The sequence below is a fragment of the Megamonas rupellensis DSM 19944 genome (assembly GCF_000378365.1).
In the GTDB taxonomy this organism is placed as follows: domain Bacteria; phylum Bacillota; class Negativicutes; order Selenomonadales; family Selenomonadaceae; genus Megamonas; species Megamonas funiformis.
On the sequence record NZ_KB899567.1, the window covers coordinates 60,896 to 81,230 of the forward strand.

Below are 20,335 nucleotides of genomic sequence, written 5' to 3' on the forward strand. Positions count from 1 at the left end.
ATAAGGGTACGAACATGAAAAAGATAATTAATACACCAGAAACAATTGTTAAAGAAATGTGTAAAGGGTTTGTTTTAGCAAACCCTACACTAGAATTTGTAGAAAAATATAAAATCGTAAAGAAAAAAAATATAGATAAAAATAAAGTAAGCTTAATCAGCGGTGGCGGTAGCGGTCATGAACCAGCTCATGCAGGTTTTGTCGGTAAAGGCATGTTAGATGCTGCTGTATGTGGTGATGTATTTGCTTCTCCATCACAAGTACAGGTATACCAAGCAATTAAAGCTACAGCAAGTGATAAAGGCACATTACTTATCATTAAAAACTATAGCGGTGATATGATGAACTTCCAAAGTGCTGCTTATTTAGCAGAAATGGATAATATCACTGTAGATTATGTAAAAGTTGAAGATGATATTGCAGTACAAGATAGCTTATATACAGTTGGTCGTCGTGGTGTTGCAGGTACTGTTTTTGTGCATAAAATTGCAGGTGCAGCAGCTCAAAAAGGTTTAGAATTAGCAGAAGTAAAAAGAATTGCACAAAAAGCTGCTGATAATGTTAGAAGCTTAGGTTTTGCATTTACTTCTTGTACTGTACCAGCAAAAGGAACACCTACATTTGAACTTGCTGAAGATGAGATGGAATATGGTGTAGGTATTCATGGTGAACCTGGTATAAGACGTGAAAAAATTGCAACTGCTGATGAATTAGCTCATCGTATGGTAGAAGCATTAGTTGATGATTTAAAATTAGCTGATAATGATGAAGTTGCTGTTTTAGTAAATGGTTTTGGCAGTACACCATTAATGGAATTAAATGTATTAAATTACGCTGTAAATAAAGAATTAGCTAGCAAAAACTTAAAACCAGTACGCATTATTGTTGGCAATTACATGACAAGTATAGATATGGCAGGAGCTTCTGTTTCTTTATTGAAATTAGATGAAGAATTAAAATCTTATTTAGTAGCACCTGTAGATACACCTTCTTTAAAAATCAATGAAAATGAAGAAGATGTAGATATGAGCCTTGTTGCAAAACAAGATGAAAATAAAGTAGCAAAAGAAGTTTCTTTTGATGTAGAAACTGATTTAGCTTATGCTGATGTAGTAGATAATAAAATCACTTTAAATAATATGATTTATATTATTGATAAAATGAGTGAAATTATTATTAGAAATGAAGTACCATTCTGCGAATTAGATTCTCATGCAGGTGATGGTGACTTCGGTATGAGTGTAGCTAAAGGTTTTAAAGAATTGAAACGTCAATGGCATGAAGTAGTAGCTCAAGGAAAAGATATCGGTGCATTTTTAGAAGCTTGCTCTATGGTTATCATGGAACATTGTGGCGGTGCTTCTGGCCCTGTTTGGGGATTTGCTTTCAAAACAGCAGGTAAAGTTGCAGAAGGTAAACAAGAATTAACTGTAGCAGAATTTGCTCAATTATTACAAGGTGCTGTAGATGGAATACAAGCTGTAGGTAAAAGAGCATTCGGTAGAGGTGCTGTAGTTGGTGATAAAACATTGATAGATGCATTAGTTCCATGTGCAGATACTTGGAAAGTAGCAGTAAAACAAAACTGTGATATGGAAAGTGCATTTGTTGAAGGTGCAAAAGCTGCTGTAGCTGGTGCTGATAGTACAAAAGAAATTGTAGCTCGCATGGGTAGAGCAGGTACTGTAGGCGAAAGAAGTATAGGATATCCAGATGCTGGTGCATATGCTTTAGGCGTTATCTTCACAGAATTAACAGATAGCCTTAATTTTAAAAAATAAGGAGAAAGATTATGCAATTAGTAAATATTGAAAATGGTTTTTCTTTAATAGAAAATGATAAAGTAGTATTTTCTCATACAATAGATAATCCAGCTATCTTTATTGGTAAAGGTAAAGAAAAAATGGATATTTATCGTGGCAACTTTGATATAGAAGATTATGTAATTGAAAGATATCCATTAAAAAATGCTAAAGTTGATGGTAATAAAGTATTATTATCAGCTTATAATGATGTAGCTGAAATTGAATTAAATGTTGAAACTAAAGATAATTATGCAAAAGTAAATATTAAAGCTACAAATGATGATGTAAATCGTATTTGGATTAGAATTCCAGCTCAAAAAGAAGAATTTGTTTGGGGCTGTGGGGAACAGATGTCTTATTTCAATTTGAGAGGAAGACATTTCCCTCTTTGGACATCTGAACCAGGTGTTGGTCGTGATAAAACAACAGAAATAACATTTTTATCTGATAAATACAATAAAGCTGGTGGCGATTATTATAATACTAACTATCCACAACCAACTTTTGTATCTTCAAGAAAATATGCTTGTCATGTAAACAGCACAGCTTATGCAGATTTCGATTTTAGAAATGAAGCATTCCATGAATTACAAATTTGGGAAGTTCCTGAATCTATAGAATTTTTCACAGCAGATACTTTCTTGGGTATTATTGAAGAATTAAGTGATAGATTTGGTAAACAGCCTAAATTAGCAGATTGGTTATATGATGGTGTTATTTTGGGATTAAAAGGCGGAGAAGAAAATACATTCTCTCGTATGGAAAATGCTATAAACCATGGTATTCCAGTTGTAGGTGTATGGAGTGAAGACTGGGCTGGTGTAAGAGAAACATCTTTTGGTACAAGAAATTTCTGGGATTGGAAATGGGGTAAAAAACGTTATCCTAATTTAGATAAAAAAATCAAAGAACTTGAACAAAGAGGTATTCGCTTCTTAGCATATGCTTGTCCATATCTTTGCACAGATGGAGATTTATTCCCAATTGCTGAAGAAAGAGGATATTTTGCTAAAAATTCTAAAGGTGAAACAGCACTTGTAGATTTTGGTGAATTTTATTGTGGTATCGTAGATTTCACAAATCCAGAAGCAGCAGATTGGTTTAAAGAAGAAATCATTCAGAAAAATATGCTTGATTTTGGTGTACGTGGCTGGATGGCTGACTTTGGTGAATATTTACCAACAGATGATGTTTATCTTGCAAATGGCGTAGATGCAAAAATCATGCATAATGCTTGGCCAGCACTTTGGGCAGAAGTAAATGCTAAAGGTGTTGCTGAAAGAGGCTTAACAGATGAAGTAACATTCTTCATGCGTGCAGGTGGTACAGGTACACAGAAATATTGTCCAATGCTTTGGGCTGGTGACCAATGCGTAGATTTCTCTCGTCATGATGGCTTGAATACTGTTATCTGTGGTGCATTATCCTCTGGTCTTTTAGGTAATGCATATCATCATAGTGATATTGGTGGTTATACAAGCTTATTTGGTAACCGCAGAACTAAAGAAGTATTTGATCGTTGGGTAGATATGGCAACATTCACATCTATGATGAGAACTCATGAATGCAATAGACCATATGAAAACTTCCAATTTGACCAAGATGCTCAAACAATGGCTCATTTAGCTAGAATGACAAATATTCATCGTCATTTAAAACCATATTTAAAATCCTTGTCTGAAGAAGCTAGTCAAAAAGGCTATCCAGTACAAAGACCATTATTTGTTCATTTTGAAAATGATATAAATACTTATGCTATTCAAGATGAATATATGTTTGGTCCAGATATGTTGGTAGCACCTGTTCATAAAAAAGATGTAAAAGAATGGCAGGTATATTTACCAGCAGGTCAACCATGGGTAAATATTTGGAATATGCAAGAAATCCAAGGTGGTCAAAGTATTACAATTGATGCTCCAATTGGAAAACCACCAGTATTCTTCCGCAAAGGTAGTGCATGGACTGAATTATTCAATGGTGTAAAAGAAATTTGATAATAGAATAGACAGCTTATAGAAATATAAGCTGTCTAATATTTAAATAAGCTATAAATATTTTTGTAATATTTTTTATTTTCAATATTTATATTGAGCAAGGAGAGAAGTTATTTATGAATAAAAAAATGTTAACATCTACACTTAGTGCGATGGTTTTAAGTGGATTGATTACAGGAACAGCATTAGCAGCACAAAATCCTTTTTCTGATGTTCCAGAAGATAGTTGGGCATATGATGCAGTAAGTCAATTAGCAGCTGATGGTATTATTGATGGATATCCAGATGGTACATATAAAGGTCAAAATACAATGACTCGTTATGAAATGGCTCAAATTACAGCTCGTGCTATGGCAAAAACTGATTTAGATAAAGCAGATAAAGCTTTAGTAGATAAATTAGCTGCTGAATTTGCTGAAGAATTAGATAATCTAGGTGTTAGAGTTAGCGATTTAGAGAAAAAATCTGATAATGTAAAATGGTCAGGAACTGTAAGATATCGTTATACTGATGTAGATAAAACTAAACCTAGTGGAAATAGTGAACATAATTTATTATTCCGTATAGAACCTCATGCATATATTGGTAATACAGGTTGGATGGCACATTCTCGTGTGGAATATTTAAGCGATATTGGTAATGATGAAAATTTTGATGCTACAGTAGATAGAGCATGGGTAGAAGGTCCTGCTTTAGGTGGAACATGGAAATTAGGTAAATATCCAATTTTACCGATGAATGGTTTATTATTAGATGATAAAGTATCTGGTGCAGAAGTAATCTTTAATAATGATAATTTAAAAACTACAATTCAAGCTGGTCGTTTTAATACTGATAGATCTGCAGCTAATCCAGATATGGATAAAACTACAGCAGATTATTATGCTGTACAATTTGATTATGCTCAAGATAAATGGACAGGTCAGGCTGGATATTATTTATTTAAAGATTATTTCAAAGAAAATACTATTAATTTAGGTAATGGAAAAACTTTATCTAGCGCAGATTTTGATACAGATGAATTGAGTCTTTGGAATGTTGGTTTAGGTTATAAATTTGATGATAACTTTAAAATAGCTGGAAATTATGCTGAAAATACAAAAGGCGAAGGCTATAATACAACAGGAGATTTCACAGTACAAGGTGATGAATCTAAAGCTTATAGTGTTGAATTAACATATAAAGGCTATGATACAAAAGATCCAGGTTCTTGGGATGCATTTGTTGCATATCGTTATTTAGGTGCAATGGTTGCTATTGGTCCAGTTTATAAAGGTGCATGGACTGACCAGAAAGGTATTGAATTTGGCGTAGAATTTGTACCAGCTGAAAATGTATTAGCAACATTAAAATATTTTGATGGTAAAGATATTTCCACAGATCAAGATGCAAGTAAATTCTTTGGACAACTTGAATTACAATTTTAATTAATTTAAGGGGGTAAAAGATATGAGTAATACAGTTATTACCATTAGTAGACAATATGGTAGTGGTGGTAGAGAATTAAGTGAAATTTTAGCTAAAAAACTAGGCGTAAAATTATATGATAGACAAATTATTCATATGGCTGCAGCGATGTTAGGCATTGGTGATTTAACAGATGAATCTTTACGCGAATTAGAAAATAAAGTATTACCACTTTCTTCTGCATTCATGCCATTTTATTCTTTTGGTTCTCATGCTGGCCCAAATGTTAATACTGAATTGTTTTTAGCAGAATCAAAAGTGATTCATCAATTAGTTAATGATGGTCCATGTGTTATTTTAGGTCGTTGTGCAGATTATATTTTAAGCGAACAAGAAAATCATTATTCATTTTTTATCTATGCTGATGACGATTATAGAGCTAGTAGAGGAAAAACAACTTATGCTGGAAAATCCTTGAAAGAACTCAATGCAGAAGATAAAAAACGCGCAGAGTATTACAAGTACCATACAGGTAGAGTGTGGGGAGACCCTAAAAACTACGATTGTATAATCAATACAAGTAAAATGCCTTTAGAAAAAGCAGCTGATTTAATTATTGATTATATAAAAATTAGACAGAATAATAAATAATATGATGATAAATCCCCTTTTTATTATTAATAAAAAGGGGATTTGTTTATGAGGAAAAAGAAAATGGAAAAAATGATATATAAAAATCCGAATTATTCTATAGAAGATAGAGTAAATGATCTAATAAAAAGAATGACCTTAGAAGAAAAAGTAATGCAGTTATGTGGACAATTACCATCAAGTTTTGTAAAAGATGGTAAAATAGATTACAAAAGATTAAAAGTTATAGCTAAATGTGGATATGGAAGAATAACACAATATTCATTAGTAGGTTTAACTGATATAAAAAGGATAAGGTCATTTAGTAATGAAATTCAAAAAGTTTTTGTAAATGAGACACGATTAAACATTCCTGTAATATTACAAAGTGAATGTTTATCAGGATATCCTAGTGAAGGTGGAACAATTTTTCCAGCAATGATAAACTTAGCTGCTAGTTGGGCGCCTAAATTAGTTGAAGATATGGCAAAAATTATTGGCAAAGAATGTAAAGATGTAGGTATAAATACTGTTATGAGTCCAGTTGTTGATATATCCAGGGATCCTAGATGGGGAAGGTGTTATGAAACTTTTGGTGAAGATGTATATTTAACTACACAAATGGGAATAAATTATGTAAAAGCAATACAAAATGAAGGAGTAAGTTGTATAGCAAAGCATTTCTTGGGGTATGCAGAGACTCAAGGTGGTTTGAATACAGCAGTTACTAGAGTAAATAATCGAGAATTATATGAAGTTTTTGCAACTCCTTTTGAAGCTTTAGATAAAGTGGCTAATGTAGATGGAATGATGGCTTCTTATTCAGAAATAGATGGATTACCTGTAGGTTGTAATAAAGTCATCATAAATGATTTATTGAGAAAAACTATGAATTTTAAAGGATTATTGACTTCTGATGGTGCTGCAATATGGAAGATATATGATTATTTTAAATTAGCTAAGACTTATGAAGAAGCAGGTTTATTAGCGAAAAAAGCAGGATTAGATACAGAAATACCGATTGGAGGGGCATATAAATATTTAGGAAATTTTGTTAAAAATAATCAATTAGATGAACAATTAATAGATGAGTCTGTAAAACGTGTTTTAGCTATTAAATTTAAATTAGGTTTGTTTGAAAATTCGTATATAAAAGAAAATGTAATAAATATAGAAAAAGTACAAGAAAAACGAAATCTGAGCGAAATTATAGCAGAGGAGTCTATAGTTTTACTTGAAAATAAAGATAATATATTACCTTTAACTAAGAATAGAAAAATTGCATTAATAGGGCCACATGCAGATAATAAGCGATATCCTATTGCAGGATATACTTATCCAGCATATATAGAAATGCTTAAATCATTAAAAAAGAATGTTAAAAAAGATGTATCTTTTAATGGTATTATAGATGAAGAACAAAAAGATGAGGATACACAAAGTTTTAATTCTATATATAGTATTTTAAATGAAGATGATTGGAAAAAATTGGATGATGAAATTCATATTCTAGATGAAATAGGAGCTGTATCATTAAAAGAATCCTTAGAAAAATATTATCAAATAGATTATATTAAAGGTTGTACATTAATTGGTAAAGATTATGACGAATTTGAGGAAAGTTATAATTTAGCTATGAAAAATGATGTTATTGTAGTAGCTTTAGGTGGTAATTGTGGCTGGGTTAATGTGACTAGTGGTGAAGGAAAAGATAGATGTAAACTGAATTTGCCAGGGATACAAGAAAAATTATTAGAAAAATTGCAAATGACAAATAAGCCGATAGTATTAGTCTTATATGGTGGAGTATATGTAATACCATCAATGAAAAATATTCAAGCTATATTATATGTAGGATTACCAGGACCATATAGTGGAAATGTTATCAGTAATATCATCAGTGGAAAAGTTAATCCAAGTGGTAAATTACCAATTAGTATACCTAGAAGTGTAGGTCAAATACCAATATATTATAATCATAAAGTAGGTAGTGGATATTATTCTAATGGTGATGAAGTGATGCAAACTATTTTTAGTGGTGGCTATATTGATGAAAGTTATCGACCATTATATCCATTTGGTTTTGGTTTAAGTTATACAAAATTTTTAATAGATGATATAAATATAAAAGATAAAAGTATAAAAACTGGTGAAGATATAGTGATATCATGTACAGTAAAAAATATTGGTAAAATAGAGGGAAAAGAAGTTGTACAGATATATTATTATTTTAAAGATGCTTATGTTATAAGACCTAATAGACAATTAATAGCTTTTAAAAAGATAAGTTTAAAACCAAATGAAGAAATAAATATAATTTTTGAGATAAATACTAAACAATTAGGATATTATAATGAAGATATGGAATTTGTAGTAGAGCCAGGAAGAGCTAATATAATGGTAGGAAATAGTTCAGAAAATATTATCTTTAAAGAAGAAATAAATTTAGTAGGAGAAAAAATAAATATTTTAGGTAATAGAATATATTCAGCAAAGATAAAAGTATAAAAATATATGGAATAAAAAATGAGGATAAGAAAATTCTTATCCTCATTTTTGTTTTTATTAAATTTCAAGATTTTTACCGATTAAACCAATGCAACCGCCTCTTGTAGCAGGTTTACTTTCAGAATGGCAAATTAACCATTTATTTCTAGCAAATAACAAACGATTTTCACCAGTTAAATCAGTAGGAATTGTTTCTAATGGTAAATTAGTATCTTTGATAAGTACAATACCACAACGGAATTCTTCGTTATTTTGACGAGATGGAGCAAAATGAAGTGTAGTAGCATATAATTCTACAGCAGTACCTGCCGGAATAAAGAATTGCTCGATTTTACTTGTTTCATAAGTATTATTATCATAATTGATATCTTGTTGAAGACCAAGCATTAAAATAAGGTCTGTAGCAGCTATATCAATTTCAGAACAACGATGGTATTCAACAGCATTTAATTTATTGTTGCGACCATTGCAATAACCAAATTCGATAGGAACATCGCCGTAAACTTCAGTCTGTAATTGTTTAAATAAAGGAAGTTTTTCAAGGTCAGGATCAGAAGCAACATAAGCAGTGCCTTCTGGAATACTATCTTTTTTTAACATTGTTTCAACAAATTCTGTAGTATCAAGATTTAAAATTCTACCATATTTTTTGAAACTTTCATCAGTAATATTTTTCATAAAAATCACCTTCGTACAATTAGGAATTATAATAAATTTAAAATTATTTCATTTGTAAAATATATCTTACAAAATATATTTTACAAAATTATAAATAATTTGTCTAGTTTTATTTTTGAATTTATTAGAATATAAAAATAAAAAAACTTAGATATTAGATTTGTAGTAAATCCATATCTAAGTCTTAATTTAAAGTAATTTAATTAATTCAGTGATGACAAAATTTAAATCTTCCTGTGTATGACTAGCTGATATAGCAAGACGCAATCGACTTTGATTTTGTGGGACTGTCGGTGGACGGATAGCAGATAAAATAATATGTTTTTCATAGAGTTTTTGAGCTATTTGCAGAGCTTTTTCATTGCTATGCACAATGATAGGCACGATAGGAGTCGTTAAGTTTACATCTATATTATTTTGTTGTAATAAATCTTGTACATAGGAAATATTATCGTACAATTTATTAACTAAACTATTATCATTAGCGATTAAGGACAATGCTTCAAGGCTACTTGCTATATCTGCTGGTGTCAATGCTGTAGAAAAAATGTAACTGCGAGCCTTGTTGATGAGATATTCAATAAGAATTTTTTTGCCAGTGACAAAGCCACCTTCCGAAGCAAGGGCTTTGCTTAAAGTGCCTAACTGAATATCAATTTTTCCTTGTAGGCGAAAATGTTCTACACTGCCATGACCTTTGCCCAAGACTCCTGTAGCATGAGCATCATCAACCATAGTTAAAGCATTGTATTTATGTGCTAAATAGGCTATTTCATCTAAAGGAGCGATATCGCCGTCCATACTAAATACGCTATCAGTAACGATTAATTTCGTATGAGAATATGACAAATTTTTTAATATATTTTCTAAATCTGCCATATTTTTATGACGATAAATTAAAGTTTTAGCTTTGCTGAGTCGACAGCCATCAATTATACTTGCGTGATTTAATTCGTCGCTGATGATGTAATCATTATTATTAGTCAATGCACTAATAGTGCCAACATTAGCCATATAGCCAGTATTAAAGACCAATGCTTTTTCTGTAGATTTAAATTCAGCGAGTGCTTGTTCTAATTTGGCAAATAAAATATGAGAGCCAGATATCAAACGTGAGCCACCAGAGCCTGTACCGTATTTTTCGATAGCATCAATAGCAGCTTTTTTCACTTGTGGGTGATGTGTAAGCCCTAAATAATTATTAGAAGCCATCATTAAAAATTCTTCATTATCTTTTAGAACTTTAGTGGCAGAAATGGGAATATAAGTTATAGGTTTTCGATATAATTGCTGTTGATGTAAAAATTCTATTTCAGTTAAATATTTATTTAAATTATCTTGCATGATATACTCCATTTCAATTTATAAATTAATATCTACAAGTACGGGCTGTCTTTCAAGATAATTTTGCAAAGCTGTGATATCTACAGGTGTTTTTACAAAAAATACTCGACCACCTTGATTGCTATGTAGTGGTTTCATTTTAGTAATACGGTGATAAATATTATTGGCAGATACATAACCGATAATATAATTAGGATCATCAGACCAACATAATTCTCCTACGACATTTGGCGCGGATAAAACTTTACTAGCTAAGACGAGAGCTTCTTGTACATGATTGTCTGTATAGCCTAATTCATCAAAATGTTTTTTGGCTTGTAGTGTATCTTTAAAATCCATGCGACTGACACGAATTCCTCTCATGCCTGTATTATCCAAGCGTTTTCCTGTAGTGGCATCAATTAAAATAGCACCACGCATATTTTCTTGTAGTGATAATAAAGATGACATAGCATTATCTATGGCTATTTTGGAAATGCTTGCATTTGCTAAAAATTCACAAGCATTTTTATGTCCATCATTTACATCAATAGCTGTATACGTTTCCATCTTAAGCATGGGAATAGTTATGATATCTTTGGGTTTGACTTCTTCAATAGTAAGGCGGATAAAATCTGCTTTGCCTTTTTCATGAGTTAAAGCTCGTTGAATTAATTTTTCTGTGATTGTAGTCAAATCTTGTGTTGTAATCAAACGTTCAGCACCGGAAATATGATGACCACCATGTTCATGGGCTCCACCTTGAGCTGAACGCATACGAATACTATAGAGCATAAATATTATCTCCTTTTATGAATTATTTTCTTTAAGATATTCACTAAAATAGGGGAAGCTATAGCAGTGAAGATAAGTCCAGGAATGGTAAATAAAATCATGGAAAATGTCAAAGCACCAAGATTGCCTAAAAAGAAAAATAGACTAAATCTAGCGATGAGTGAAGCGATAGGGCCAGCGAAAATTATCATATAAAGATGATTTTGAGCTAAATATAAAAGTAGACCAACGATCAGACGAAATTGCATGGCAATAGCTACATTTAATATATTTTGTGTACCTAAAGCTAAACAGATTACACTAGATAAAATGCCACTGATGATATATTTTTTAAAACCAAAGACACTACAAATAGCTACTGCTAAGGGAGCGGATAATTGAAATTCAATGCCAGGAATGATATTAGGAATTTTGATTGAGCCTAATATAGAAATCATGGCAACTAAAATAGCAATTTCACAAAGTGTAGAAGTTTTATATCTCATATTGTCAACCTTTCTATAATTTTAGTTAACATTTTAAAGAAAGATGAGATATTTGTCAAATAAAAAAACAGATATAGATTTCATAAGAAAAATATATCTGTAGATTAGTTTTATTTAATTAAAGATTTTTTTTAGTTTTGTAAAAGGAATGGTCAATAATCCTAGAGCAAATAAAACAGTGAATAGACCGATTAAAGATAAGATAGTAGGTATTTCTTGATAAAAGAAGATACCAAAGAGCATAGCAGCTATAGGTTCACCAGAGGCTAAAATTGCAACTTTGCCAGCTTCGACATAATTTAAAGCTACAGTAAAGCAAATATATGGTAATACAGAAGTAAGCAAAGAATGTAATAATAAAAATCCGCTCATAGGCGCTGGGTCAATTTGAATGATTTCCCAAACTTTTAACCAATCTGTAAAAGGCAATAAAGCTATGCCAACAGCCATTAAGCTATAAATTGTAACTGTGAAAGAATGATAGCCTTTAAGCATGGCGATTTTGGAGAATATACTATATGTACCGTAGAAAAATGCACCTAAAGTGCCAATGATAATACCGATGGTAGTCCATTTCATAGCACCGACTTCTTCTAAGACGCCACTAGATAATATACAACCAATCAAAGCCAAAATAGCACAAACGGTTTTTTGCAAAGTGAGTTTTTCTTTGAACAAAATACTAGCTAAAATCAATACAAATATAGGGGCAAGGCTCAATAAAACAGCAGATAAGGATAAGGTCAATTCATTTATGGCGAAGTTATAACAAAGATTTAGACCTAACATACTAAAAATACCAGCACAAATAAAAATCCATAAATCCTTTAATTTGATTTTGAGTAATTTTTTGTCTAAACATAGTAAACCGGCAATAATAATGATAATAGCAACAATGATGCGAGTTTCGACAATAGAAACACTATTTAGACCTAATTCGCTAAGTTTTCGGACAAAAATCCCCGCAGAACCCCACATTATGCCCGACAAGATGGGAAAAATTTGAATCCATTGCTTCAATTTCATAAAATAACGCTCCTAAAATAAATTTCATATTTTAAGATTATACTATGTTAATATTTGACTAACAATATATTGACTTTAAAGGAATAAATTAATGAAATGTAACTATAAAAAAAAGAGCTTATTAAAGATTTTTCAATCCATAATAAGCTCCACAAAAATTATACATTAGATTAAGATTTAATTAATATATAGGTTTTGATTTGAAGACATAAGTGTATTTATGTCAGAGGTATAATAATAGCCTACAATATATTATTAATATTATTGTAAACTATGTGCGCTGTGATAAGATGCTTCTTCTTCGTCATCTCTTTTAGTAATAAGTCTATAAGTGATGAGATTTGCTAAGAAGCCTAAATAAATAATGCCTAAAGTTAAAGCAGTAATTGTTGGATTATTTATATAAAGGGAAAGAATGAAACTTGCAATAGCTACTAATAAAGCACGAATAATAAGAACAGTTTTCATAATGAAATTCCTCCTGATTTTAAAAAAATATATATAAAATGTTGTATAATTTTTTTCGTGAAAATTTATTTCGGTTATTATTATAACGCTTTATAATCAAGAGTCAATGAATTTGAAGAAAGTTTATATCTTAAAATTGTTGTCAAATATAGCTATTTTCAAAAAATTTTTTAATATGTAAAAATAGGTGTATTATTTGCGCAAAAAGATAGAATTTAATATTATAATAAAGATTATAAGTATAAAAAATAATTTATGGTGATAGATTATGAGTAATTTTGATTTTTTAAAAGAAAAATTTCCAGTATTAGCAAATTTGGGTGATTTAGCAGAAAAATATTTATATACAGACCCTAATTCTTGTTTGATTAAATTAGGCATGATAGGGGAGACTGTTGTAAATTTAATTTTTGAATATGATAATATAAAAAAACCGACAGAAGATAAAGCGGTAAATCGTATAAATATTTTAATTCGTGAAGGTTATATTGATGAACAACTTAAAAATATTTTACATGCTTTGCGTAAAGCAAGAAATAAAGCTGTTCATGAAAATTATGAAAAGCCTTGTGGTCTTTTATTAGAATTTGCCTATGTGCTTAGTGAATGGTTTATGCAGACTTATGGAGATTATAAATATGAACATAAACCATTTATTTTACCTAAAAAAGAAGATATTTATTATACAAATATTGAAGAGAACGAATTACAACAATTAACACAATCTGCACTGCAAACAGCTTCTAAAGCAAAAGCTATTAAAAGAGATAAACGTTTGAATTTAATAAAATCAGCAACAGATAGATTGAAATTAACAGAAGAACAGACAAGATATATCATTGATGCACAACTAAGAGAAGCTGGGTGGCAAGTAGATACAAGAAATATTCGCTATAGCAAAGGCTCAAGACCACAGAAAAATGTAAATATGGCAATAGCTGAATGGCCTACAATGACAGATAAAAAAACTACAGGTCATGTAGATTATGCATTATTTATTGGTTTAAAACTTGTAGCAGTAGTAGAAGCTAAAAGTATAGATAAAGATATTTTATCTGTAATGGATTATCAAGCTAAAGAATATGCTAGTCAAATTATAATTGATGAAAAATATTTAATTGGTCAATATGGTGATTATAAGGTTCCTTTTGTATTTGCGACAAATGGTAGACCATATTTAAAACAGATAGAAACAGCTTCAGGTATTTGGTTTAGAGATTTACGCAGTAGTTTAAATTATCCTGTGGCTTTGAGAGGTTTTAAATCTCCAGAAGGATTGCAAGAATTATTGCAATTAGACATAGAAAAAGTAAATAGTGAATTAACAAATTATAATCAAGGCTTTTTAGTAGATAAGCAAGGTTTGAATTTGAGATATTACCAAGTAAATGCGATAAAAGCAACTGTTGATGCTATAGTAGCAGGCAAGAAAAATATTTTATTAGCCATGGCTACAGGTACAGGAAAGACTCGCACTATTTTAGGCATGATATATCTATTTTTAAAGACAAAGAGATTTCACCGCATATTATTTTTAGTGGATAGAACGAGTCTAGGTGAGCAAGCTTATGAAACTTTTCGTGAAGTAAAGCTTGAAGAATTGATGACTTTAGATGAAATCTATAATATAAAAGGGTTAAATAATAAACAGATAGATAGAGAGACTAAAATACAGATAGCAACTGTACAAAGTATGGTTAAAAGATTGTTGTATCAAAATGATGAAGATGGTGAAAAATATAATAAAATGCCGTCTGTCAGCGATTTTGATTTAATCATTGTAGATGAAGCTCACAGAGGTTATATCTTGGATAGACAAATGAGCGAAGAAGAACTTTTGTATAATAATCAACAGGATTATATCAGTAAATATCGCTATGTCATTGAATATTTTGATGCTGTCAAAATAGGGCTTACAGCTACACCAGCACTGCATACTACAGAAATTTTCGGCGAACCAGTATTTACTTATTCTTATCGTGAAGCTGTTAATGATAGATTTTTGGTAGACCATGATGTACCGCACAATATTCGTACAAGATTATACAATGAAGGTATAGTCTATCATAAAGGCGATAATATGTTACTTTATGATACAGCTACAAAAGAGGTAACAAATGTAGCTTGCTTAGAAGATGAAGTTCATATCGAAGTGGATAAATTTAATCGTGAAGTAATCACCGAAGATTTTAACCGCAAAGTCTTAATCGAAATCATAGAGAGTATCAGTAGAAAAAATAATCAAAAAGATGAAGATAAGCAAGGAAAAGTATTAATTTTCGCTGTTGACGATAATCATGCAGATTTAATCGTAAAAATCTTAAAAGAAATTTGCCCTGATTATAATATTCCTAGTGATACAATTATCAAAATCACTGCTAGTGCAGGTCAAGGCAATAAAGACCGTATTTCAGAATATATACGTCGTTTTAAAAATGAAAAAGATCCTTCTATTGTCGTTACTGTAGATTTGTTGACTACAGGTGTTGATGTGCCGAAGATAGATACTTTAGTATTTTTACGCAGAGTGAAATCTCGTATTTTATTTGAACAGATGTTAGGCAGAGCAACTCGTCTATGTCCGCAAATTGATAAGACTTGTTTTGAGATTTATGATCCTGTAGGTGTATATGAAGCTTTAGACAGTGTAAATACTATGAAACCTGTCGTGGTAAATCCTAATATCAGCATAGGAGATATCATCAATAAAATAAAAGAAGATAATGGCATATATACAGCAGATGAACTGAAATATAAACAAAATCAATTAGAGCAATTAGTCGGTAAATTAAATCGTAAACAACAATCTATGAGCGATAAAAAGAAAAAAGATTTCAAAACAATGACAGGTAAATCAACGACTGATTTTATTGACGAATTGAGAGCTTTACCAGTAGAAAAAATTAGCTCTTATATACAAGAGCATGAAAGCTATTTTACTTTTTTACAAGAAAAAGATGCTTATCATGGCAAGACTCGCATTATTTATGAGGGTGAAGATGAAGTAGTATCTCATACTAGAGATTATGGAAATACGCAAAAACCACAAGATTATATAGAAAGCTTCACTCAATATTTAAAAGATAATATGAATGAAATAATTGCTTTGAAATTAATCTGTACAAAACCTAGCGATTTAAAACGTGAAGATTTAAAAAGATTATGCTTAAAACTAGATAGTAATGGTTTTAGTCAAACACATTTAAATACAGCTTTAAACCAAATGACTAATCAAGAGATAACAGCAGATATCATCAGTATAATTCGTCAATGTATGCTTGGCAGTGCTAGAGTTAGTCATGAAGAACGTATAAAAAAGGCTATGGAAAAATTGAAAGCAAATCATTATTTTTCTGTAAGTGAAGAAACTTTCTTGAAAAGCATAGAGAAATATTTATTGCATGAGTCTGTAATCAATAAAGAAACCTTTGATACAGATACAAGATTTGTAAAAAAAGGTGGTTTTAAAACTATTGATAAAAAATTTGGCGGACATTTAGCAGAAATTATAGTAGAATTAAACCAATATTTATATGAAGATGGAGGAAAAATAGCTTGAACACACAAGAGATAGTAGGAAAACTTTGGACTTTATGTAATGTACTAAGAGATGACGGTATAACTTATCATCAATATGTAACAGAACTCACCTATATTTTATTTTTGAAAATGGCAAAAGAAACAGGCGTAGAAAAAAATATTCCTGAAGTATATCGCTGGGATAATTTAGTAAATAAAAGCGGTATTGAATTAAAAAATTTCTATAAAGAATTATTAGATAAATTAGGCACTAATACTACAGGCAGAATTAGAGAGATTTATCAAGGTTCAGCGACTAATATTGAAGAACCAAAGAATTTAGAAAAAATAATTAAAACTATAGATGAACTTGATTGGTACAGTGCCAAAGAAGAAGGATTGGGAAATCTTTATGAAGGTTTGCTCGAAAAAAATGCCAATGAGAAAAAATCTGGAGCAGGGCAATATTTTACCCCTCGTGTACTTATTGATGTGATTGTAGAGCTTGTAGCACCACAGGCAGGCGAACGTTGTAATGATCCAGCTTGCGGAACTTTTGGCTTTATGATTTCTGCAAATAATTATGTAAAATCTCAAACCGATGATTATGATGATTTAGATGAAGAACAAAGTGATTTTCAATACAAAGAAGCTTTTACAGGTTGCGAATTAGTACATGATACGCATAGATTAGCTTTGATGAATGCAATGCTTCACGATATTGATGGCGATATCATGCTTGCTGATACATTATCCAATCAAGGAAAAGCATTAAAAGATTTTGATGTAGTGCTTGCCAATCCTCCTTTTGGTACGAAAAAAGGTGGTGAACGTGCAACACGTGATGACTTCACTTATCCTACGAGCAATAAACAGTTGAATTTCTTGCAACATATTTATCGTAGTTTAAAAGCCAATGGCAAAGCTAGAGCAGGTGTTGTACTTCCAGATAATGTATTATTTGCTGACGGTGATGGCGAAAAAATCCGTGCCGATTTAATGGATAAATGCAATCTGCATACAATTTTGCGATTACCTACAGGGATTTTCTACGCTCAAGGTGTAAAAACGAATGTATTATTTTTCACACGTGGCAAAACAGATAAAGATAATACAAAAGAAGTGTGGTTCTATGATTTAAGAACGAATATGCCTTCTTTTGGTAAAACAAATCCACTCAAAAAAAGCGATTTTGCCGATTTTATCAAAGCTTATACAGCAGAAGATAGACATAAAATACAAGATGAAAGATTTTCTGTATTTACAAGAGAGCAAATCGCCGAAAAAGGCAATAGCCTTGATTTAGGCTTGATAAAAGATGATAGTATCTTAGATTATGAAGACTTGCCAAATCCTATTGATTGCACAGAAGAAATGATTGCAGACTTATCCGAAGCACAAGCCTTGCTTAATGAAGTGGTAAATGAACTAAAATCCTTAGAAAATGGTGAGGCTTAAAATGGCAAAGAAAAAACAAATAGAGTTAACCATAGAAGAAAAATTGCAAAATGCCTTAGTACCAAAAGAAGAACAACCATATAAAATACCTAGTAATTGGTGTTGGACATATTTTAAAGATATTTTTTATATAGAAAATGGATATGCTTTTAAAAAAATAGATTATAAAAAGGAAGGAATACCTTTAGTAAGAATATCTAATATAGAAAATGGTATAGTAAACATTAATGAATGTATTTATGTTAATAAGTTAGAAAAGAATGAAGAAAAATATGTTATAGAAAAAGGTGATTTGTTAATAGCTTTATCGGGAGCAACAACAGGAAAAAATGGCGTTTATTATTTAGATGAAATAGCATATTTAAATCAGCGTATAGGAAATATAAAAATAAAGAATAAAGAAAAAGTTCTTAATGAATATAGAAATTATTATATAGCTTTAAAAAATGAAGATATATTAAATTTGGCATATGGTGGAGCGCAACCTAATATTAGCCCTAAAGTTATAGAATTTATATCAATACCTTTACCACCAATAAAAGAACAGCAAAGAATAGTAAATATAATAGAGTCTTTATTTGCTAAATTAGATAGAGCAAAAGAATTAATAGAAAATACTTTAGCTCAATTTGAACAAAATAAAATGGCAATACTGCATAAAGCTTTTACTGGTGAATTAACAGCAAAATGGAGAAAAGAAAATAATATTGATTTATCTAGTTGGCAAGAAAAAACAATAGATGAGTTGTGTACATCATTAAAATATGGTACATCAAAAAAATCTAAACCCGAAGGTTCTGTAGTTGTATTGAGAATGGGAAATTTACAAAATGGGGAAATAGATTGGTCTAATCTTATGTACACAGATGATAAAGAAGATATAGAAAAATATTTGTTAAAAAAAGGTGATGTATTATTTAATCGTACAAATGGTAGTGCTGATTTGATAGGAAAAACATCAATTTATCGTGGTGAATATCCAGCTATATATGCAGGTTATTTAATAAAATTAGATTATGGAAAAGATATTATTGGTGAATATCTTAACTATATGATGAATTCTAATAAAGCTAGAGCATATTGCAATAAAATAAAATCTAGTGGAGCCAGTCAATTTAATATCAATGCAAAAAAAATAGGTGCATTTAAAATATCAGTACCTACTATTGAAGAACAACAGGAAATTGTTAATATTTTGGATAATTTATTGGCTAAGTATAATAAAATAAAAAACTTAGAACAGCAATTAGAAAAAATAGAATTACTGAAAAAAGCAATACTAGCTAAAGCTTTTCGTGGTGAATTAGGCACAAATAATCCTGACGAAGAAAGTGCTGAAAATCTATTAAAAGAGATTTTAGCTGAAAAATAATTTAAAAAGGAGGTGTTTTTTTGAGAGGTTTAGTTTTAAATAGATTTTTTACACAATACATTTTTAAAGAGTTAATAGATATGAATATGAATTCTGTATATAAAACGATTATTAATGATTATGTAAAAGATAGTGATAAAAAAAACAACTCTGAAATAATAAAGGATATATATAGTTATATGTTGAAGTATTATAGAAATGAATATATATATCAAAATACTATTATTAATAAATTATTATTGGGGAAACATAGTTTGAATACAACAACAGCTTTAACACAAATACCAATATCAAAATCAAAAGCGGATTTTATTTTGATAAATGGAAAAGCTGTAGTATATGAAATAAAATCTGAATTAGATACATTGGAACGATTAGATAAACAAATAAAAGATTATTATAAAGCATTTAAATATGTAACAGTTATTTCTTGTGAAGAAAATTTTAATAAATTATGTGATTTATATGGAGATACAAAAGTAGGTATTTCTATATTTACAAAAAGGAATACTATTAGTAATAGAAAAGCACCTATTTGTGAGGAAAATTATTTAGATTATAAAGTAATTTATGATGTACTTAATAAAAAAGAAATAGATGAAATTTTATTAAGTTATTATAAAAAATTGCCAACAGTATCTATAGTATTTTATTATAAAGTTTGTTATGAGTTATTTAAAAAAATACCTATGAATGTATTGTATACTATGTTTTTAAAACAGCTAAAAAAAAGAAATCAAATAGATGAGAATATTTTTAGTAAAATACCTTATGAATTAAAATCGTTAATTTATTTTGCCAAAATATCATATAAGGATATATCAAAATTAGAAAAATTTTTAAATAGTAGTTATGGAGGATAAAATT

At 30.1% G+C, this 20,335-nt stretch carries 15 protein-coding genes; 9 read left to right on the top strand and 6 right to left on the bottom strand.

Annotation, left to right across the window (positions count from 1 at the left end; translation table 11 throughout):
* Positions 1-14 precede the first annotated feature (14 nt).
* The 5 genes from dhaK to F553_RS0101335 all read left to right on the top strand — a co-directional run bounded on the left by dhaK (position 15) and on the right by F553_RS0101335 (position 8,344).
* Positions 15-1,781, top strand: coding sequence for a dihydroxyacetone kinase subunit DhaK (dhaK, locus tag F553_RS12260; RefSeq protein ID WP_018998686.1), 1,767 nt, complete (start codon positions 15-17; stop codon positions 1,779-1,781).
* An 11-nt stretch (positions 1,782-1,792) separates the two neighbouring features.
* Complete coding sequence (locus F553_RS0101320) at positions 1,793-3,799, top strand: alpha-glucosidase (RefSeq protein WP_018998687.1); 2,007 nt, start codon at positions 1,793-1,795, stop codon at positions 3,797-3,799.
* Between the two features lie 116 nt (positions 3,800-3,915).
* A complete protein-coding gene (locus F553_RS0101325; protein ID WP_018998688.1) occupies positions 3,916-5,226 on the top strand; it encodes an S-layer homology domain-containing protein in 1,311 nt (436 codons plus the stop codon).
* Positions 5,227-5,248: 22 nt separating this feature from the next.
* Positions 5,249-5,857, top strand: a complete 609-nt coding sequence (locus F553_RS0101330) for a cytidylate kinase-like family protein (protein ID WP_018998689.1) — start codon at positions 5,249-5,251, stop codon at positions 5,855-5,857.
* Positions 5,858-5,920: 63 nt separating this feature from the next.
* Positions 5,921-8,344: a glycoside hydrolase family 3 N-terminal domain-containing protein gene (locus tag F553_RS0101335; RefSeq protein ID WP_018998690.1), complete on the top strand. Its 2,424-nt coding sequence runs from the start codon at positions 5,921-5,923 to the stop codon at positions 8,342-8,344.
* A 57-nt stretch (positions 8,345-8,401) separates the two neighbouring features.
* Here the strand turns inward: F553_RS0101335 and F553_RS0101340 are convergent, their stop codons facing one another.
* From F553_RS0101340 to F553_RS0101365, 6 genes are all read right to left on the bottom strand, one after another.
* Positions 8,402-9,022 carry a DUF4867 family protein gene (locus F553_RS0101340; RefSeq protein ID WP_018998691.1) on the bottom strand — a complete coding sequence of 207 codons (621 nt, stop codon included), beginning with the start codon at positions 9,020-9,022 and terminating at the stop codon, positions 8,402-8,404.
* A 189-nt stretch (positions 9,023-9,211) separates the two neighbouring features.
* A complete protein-coding gene (bioF, locus tag F553_RS0101345; protein WP_018998692.1) occupies positions 9,212-10,366 on the bottom strand; it encodes an 8-amino-7-oxononanoate synthase in 1,155 nt (384 codons plus the stop codon).
* An 18-nt stretch (positions 10,367-10,384) separates the two neighbouring features.
* On the bottom strand, positions 10,385-11,140 hold the full coding sequence (locus F553_RS0101350) for a 6-carboxyhexanoate--CoA ligase (RefSeq protein ID WP_018998693.1): 756 nt from the start codon (positions 11,138-11,140) through the stop codon (positions 10,385-10,387).
* Positions 11,141-11,145: 5 nt separating this feature from the next.
* A complete protein-coding gene (locus F553_RS0101355) occupies positions 11,146-11,625 on the bottom strand; it encodes a hypothetical protein (RefSeq protein WP_008537322.1) in 480 nt (159 codons plus the stop codon).
* Between the two features lie 114 nt (positions 11,626-11,739).
* On the bottom strand, positions 11,740-12,651 hold the full coding sequence (locus F553_RS0101360; protein WP_018998694.1) for a DMT family transporter: 912 nt from the start codon (positions 12,649-12,651) through the stop codon (positions 11,740-11,742).
* Positions 12,652-12,912: 261 nt separating this feature from the next.
* On the bottom strand, positions 12,913-13,119 hold the full coding sequence (locus tag F553_RS0101365) for a hypothetical protein (protein ID WP_018998695.1): 207 nt from the start codon (positions 13,117-13,119) through the stop codon (positions 12,913-12,915).
* 268 nt (positions 13,120-13,387) lie between these two features.
* On the opposite strand from F553_RS0101365, the gene hsdR reads away from it, so the two are divergent.
* From hsdR to F553_RS0101385, 4 genes are read left to right on the top strand one after another with little or no spacing between them, the layout of a single operon-like run.
* Entirely contained in the window at positions 13,388-16,678 is a 3,291-nt protein-coding gene (gene hsdR, locus F553_RS0101370) for a type I restriction-modification system endonuclease (RefSeq protein WP_018998696.1), read from the top strand.
* Positions 16,675-18,096, top strand: coding sequence for a class I SAM-dependent DNA methyltransferase (locus F553_RS0101375; RefSeq protein WP_018998697.1), 1,422 nt, complete (start codon positions 16,675-16,677; stop codon positions 18,094-18,096). Before hsdR ends, F553_RS0101375 begins: the two co-directional genes overlap by 4 nt.
* Before the next feature lies 1 nt (position 18,097).
* Positions 18,098-19,468, top strand: coding sequence for a restriction endonuclease subunit S (locus F553_RS11595; RefSeq protein ID WP_018998698.1), 1,371 nt, complete (start codon positions 18,098-18,100; stop codon positions 19,466-19,468).
* A gap of 20 nt (positions 19,469-19,488) precedes the next feature.
* Positions 19,489-20,331, top strand: coding sequence for a sce7726 family protein (locus F553_RS0101385; protein WP_018998699.1), 843 nt, complete (start codon positions 19,489-19,491; stop codon positions 20,329-20,331).
* Positions 20,332-20,335: the final 4 nt, after the last annotated feature.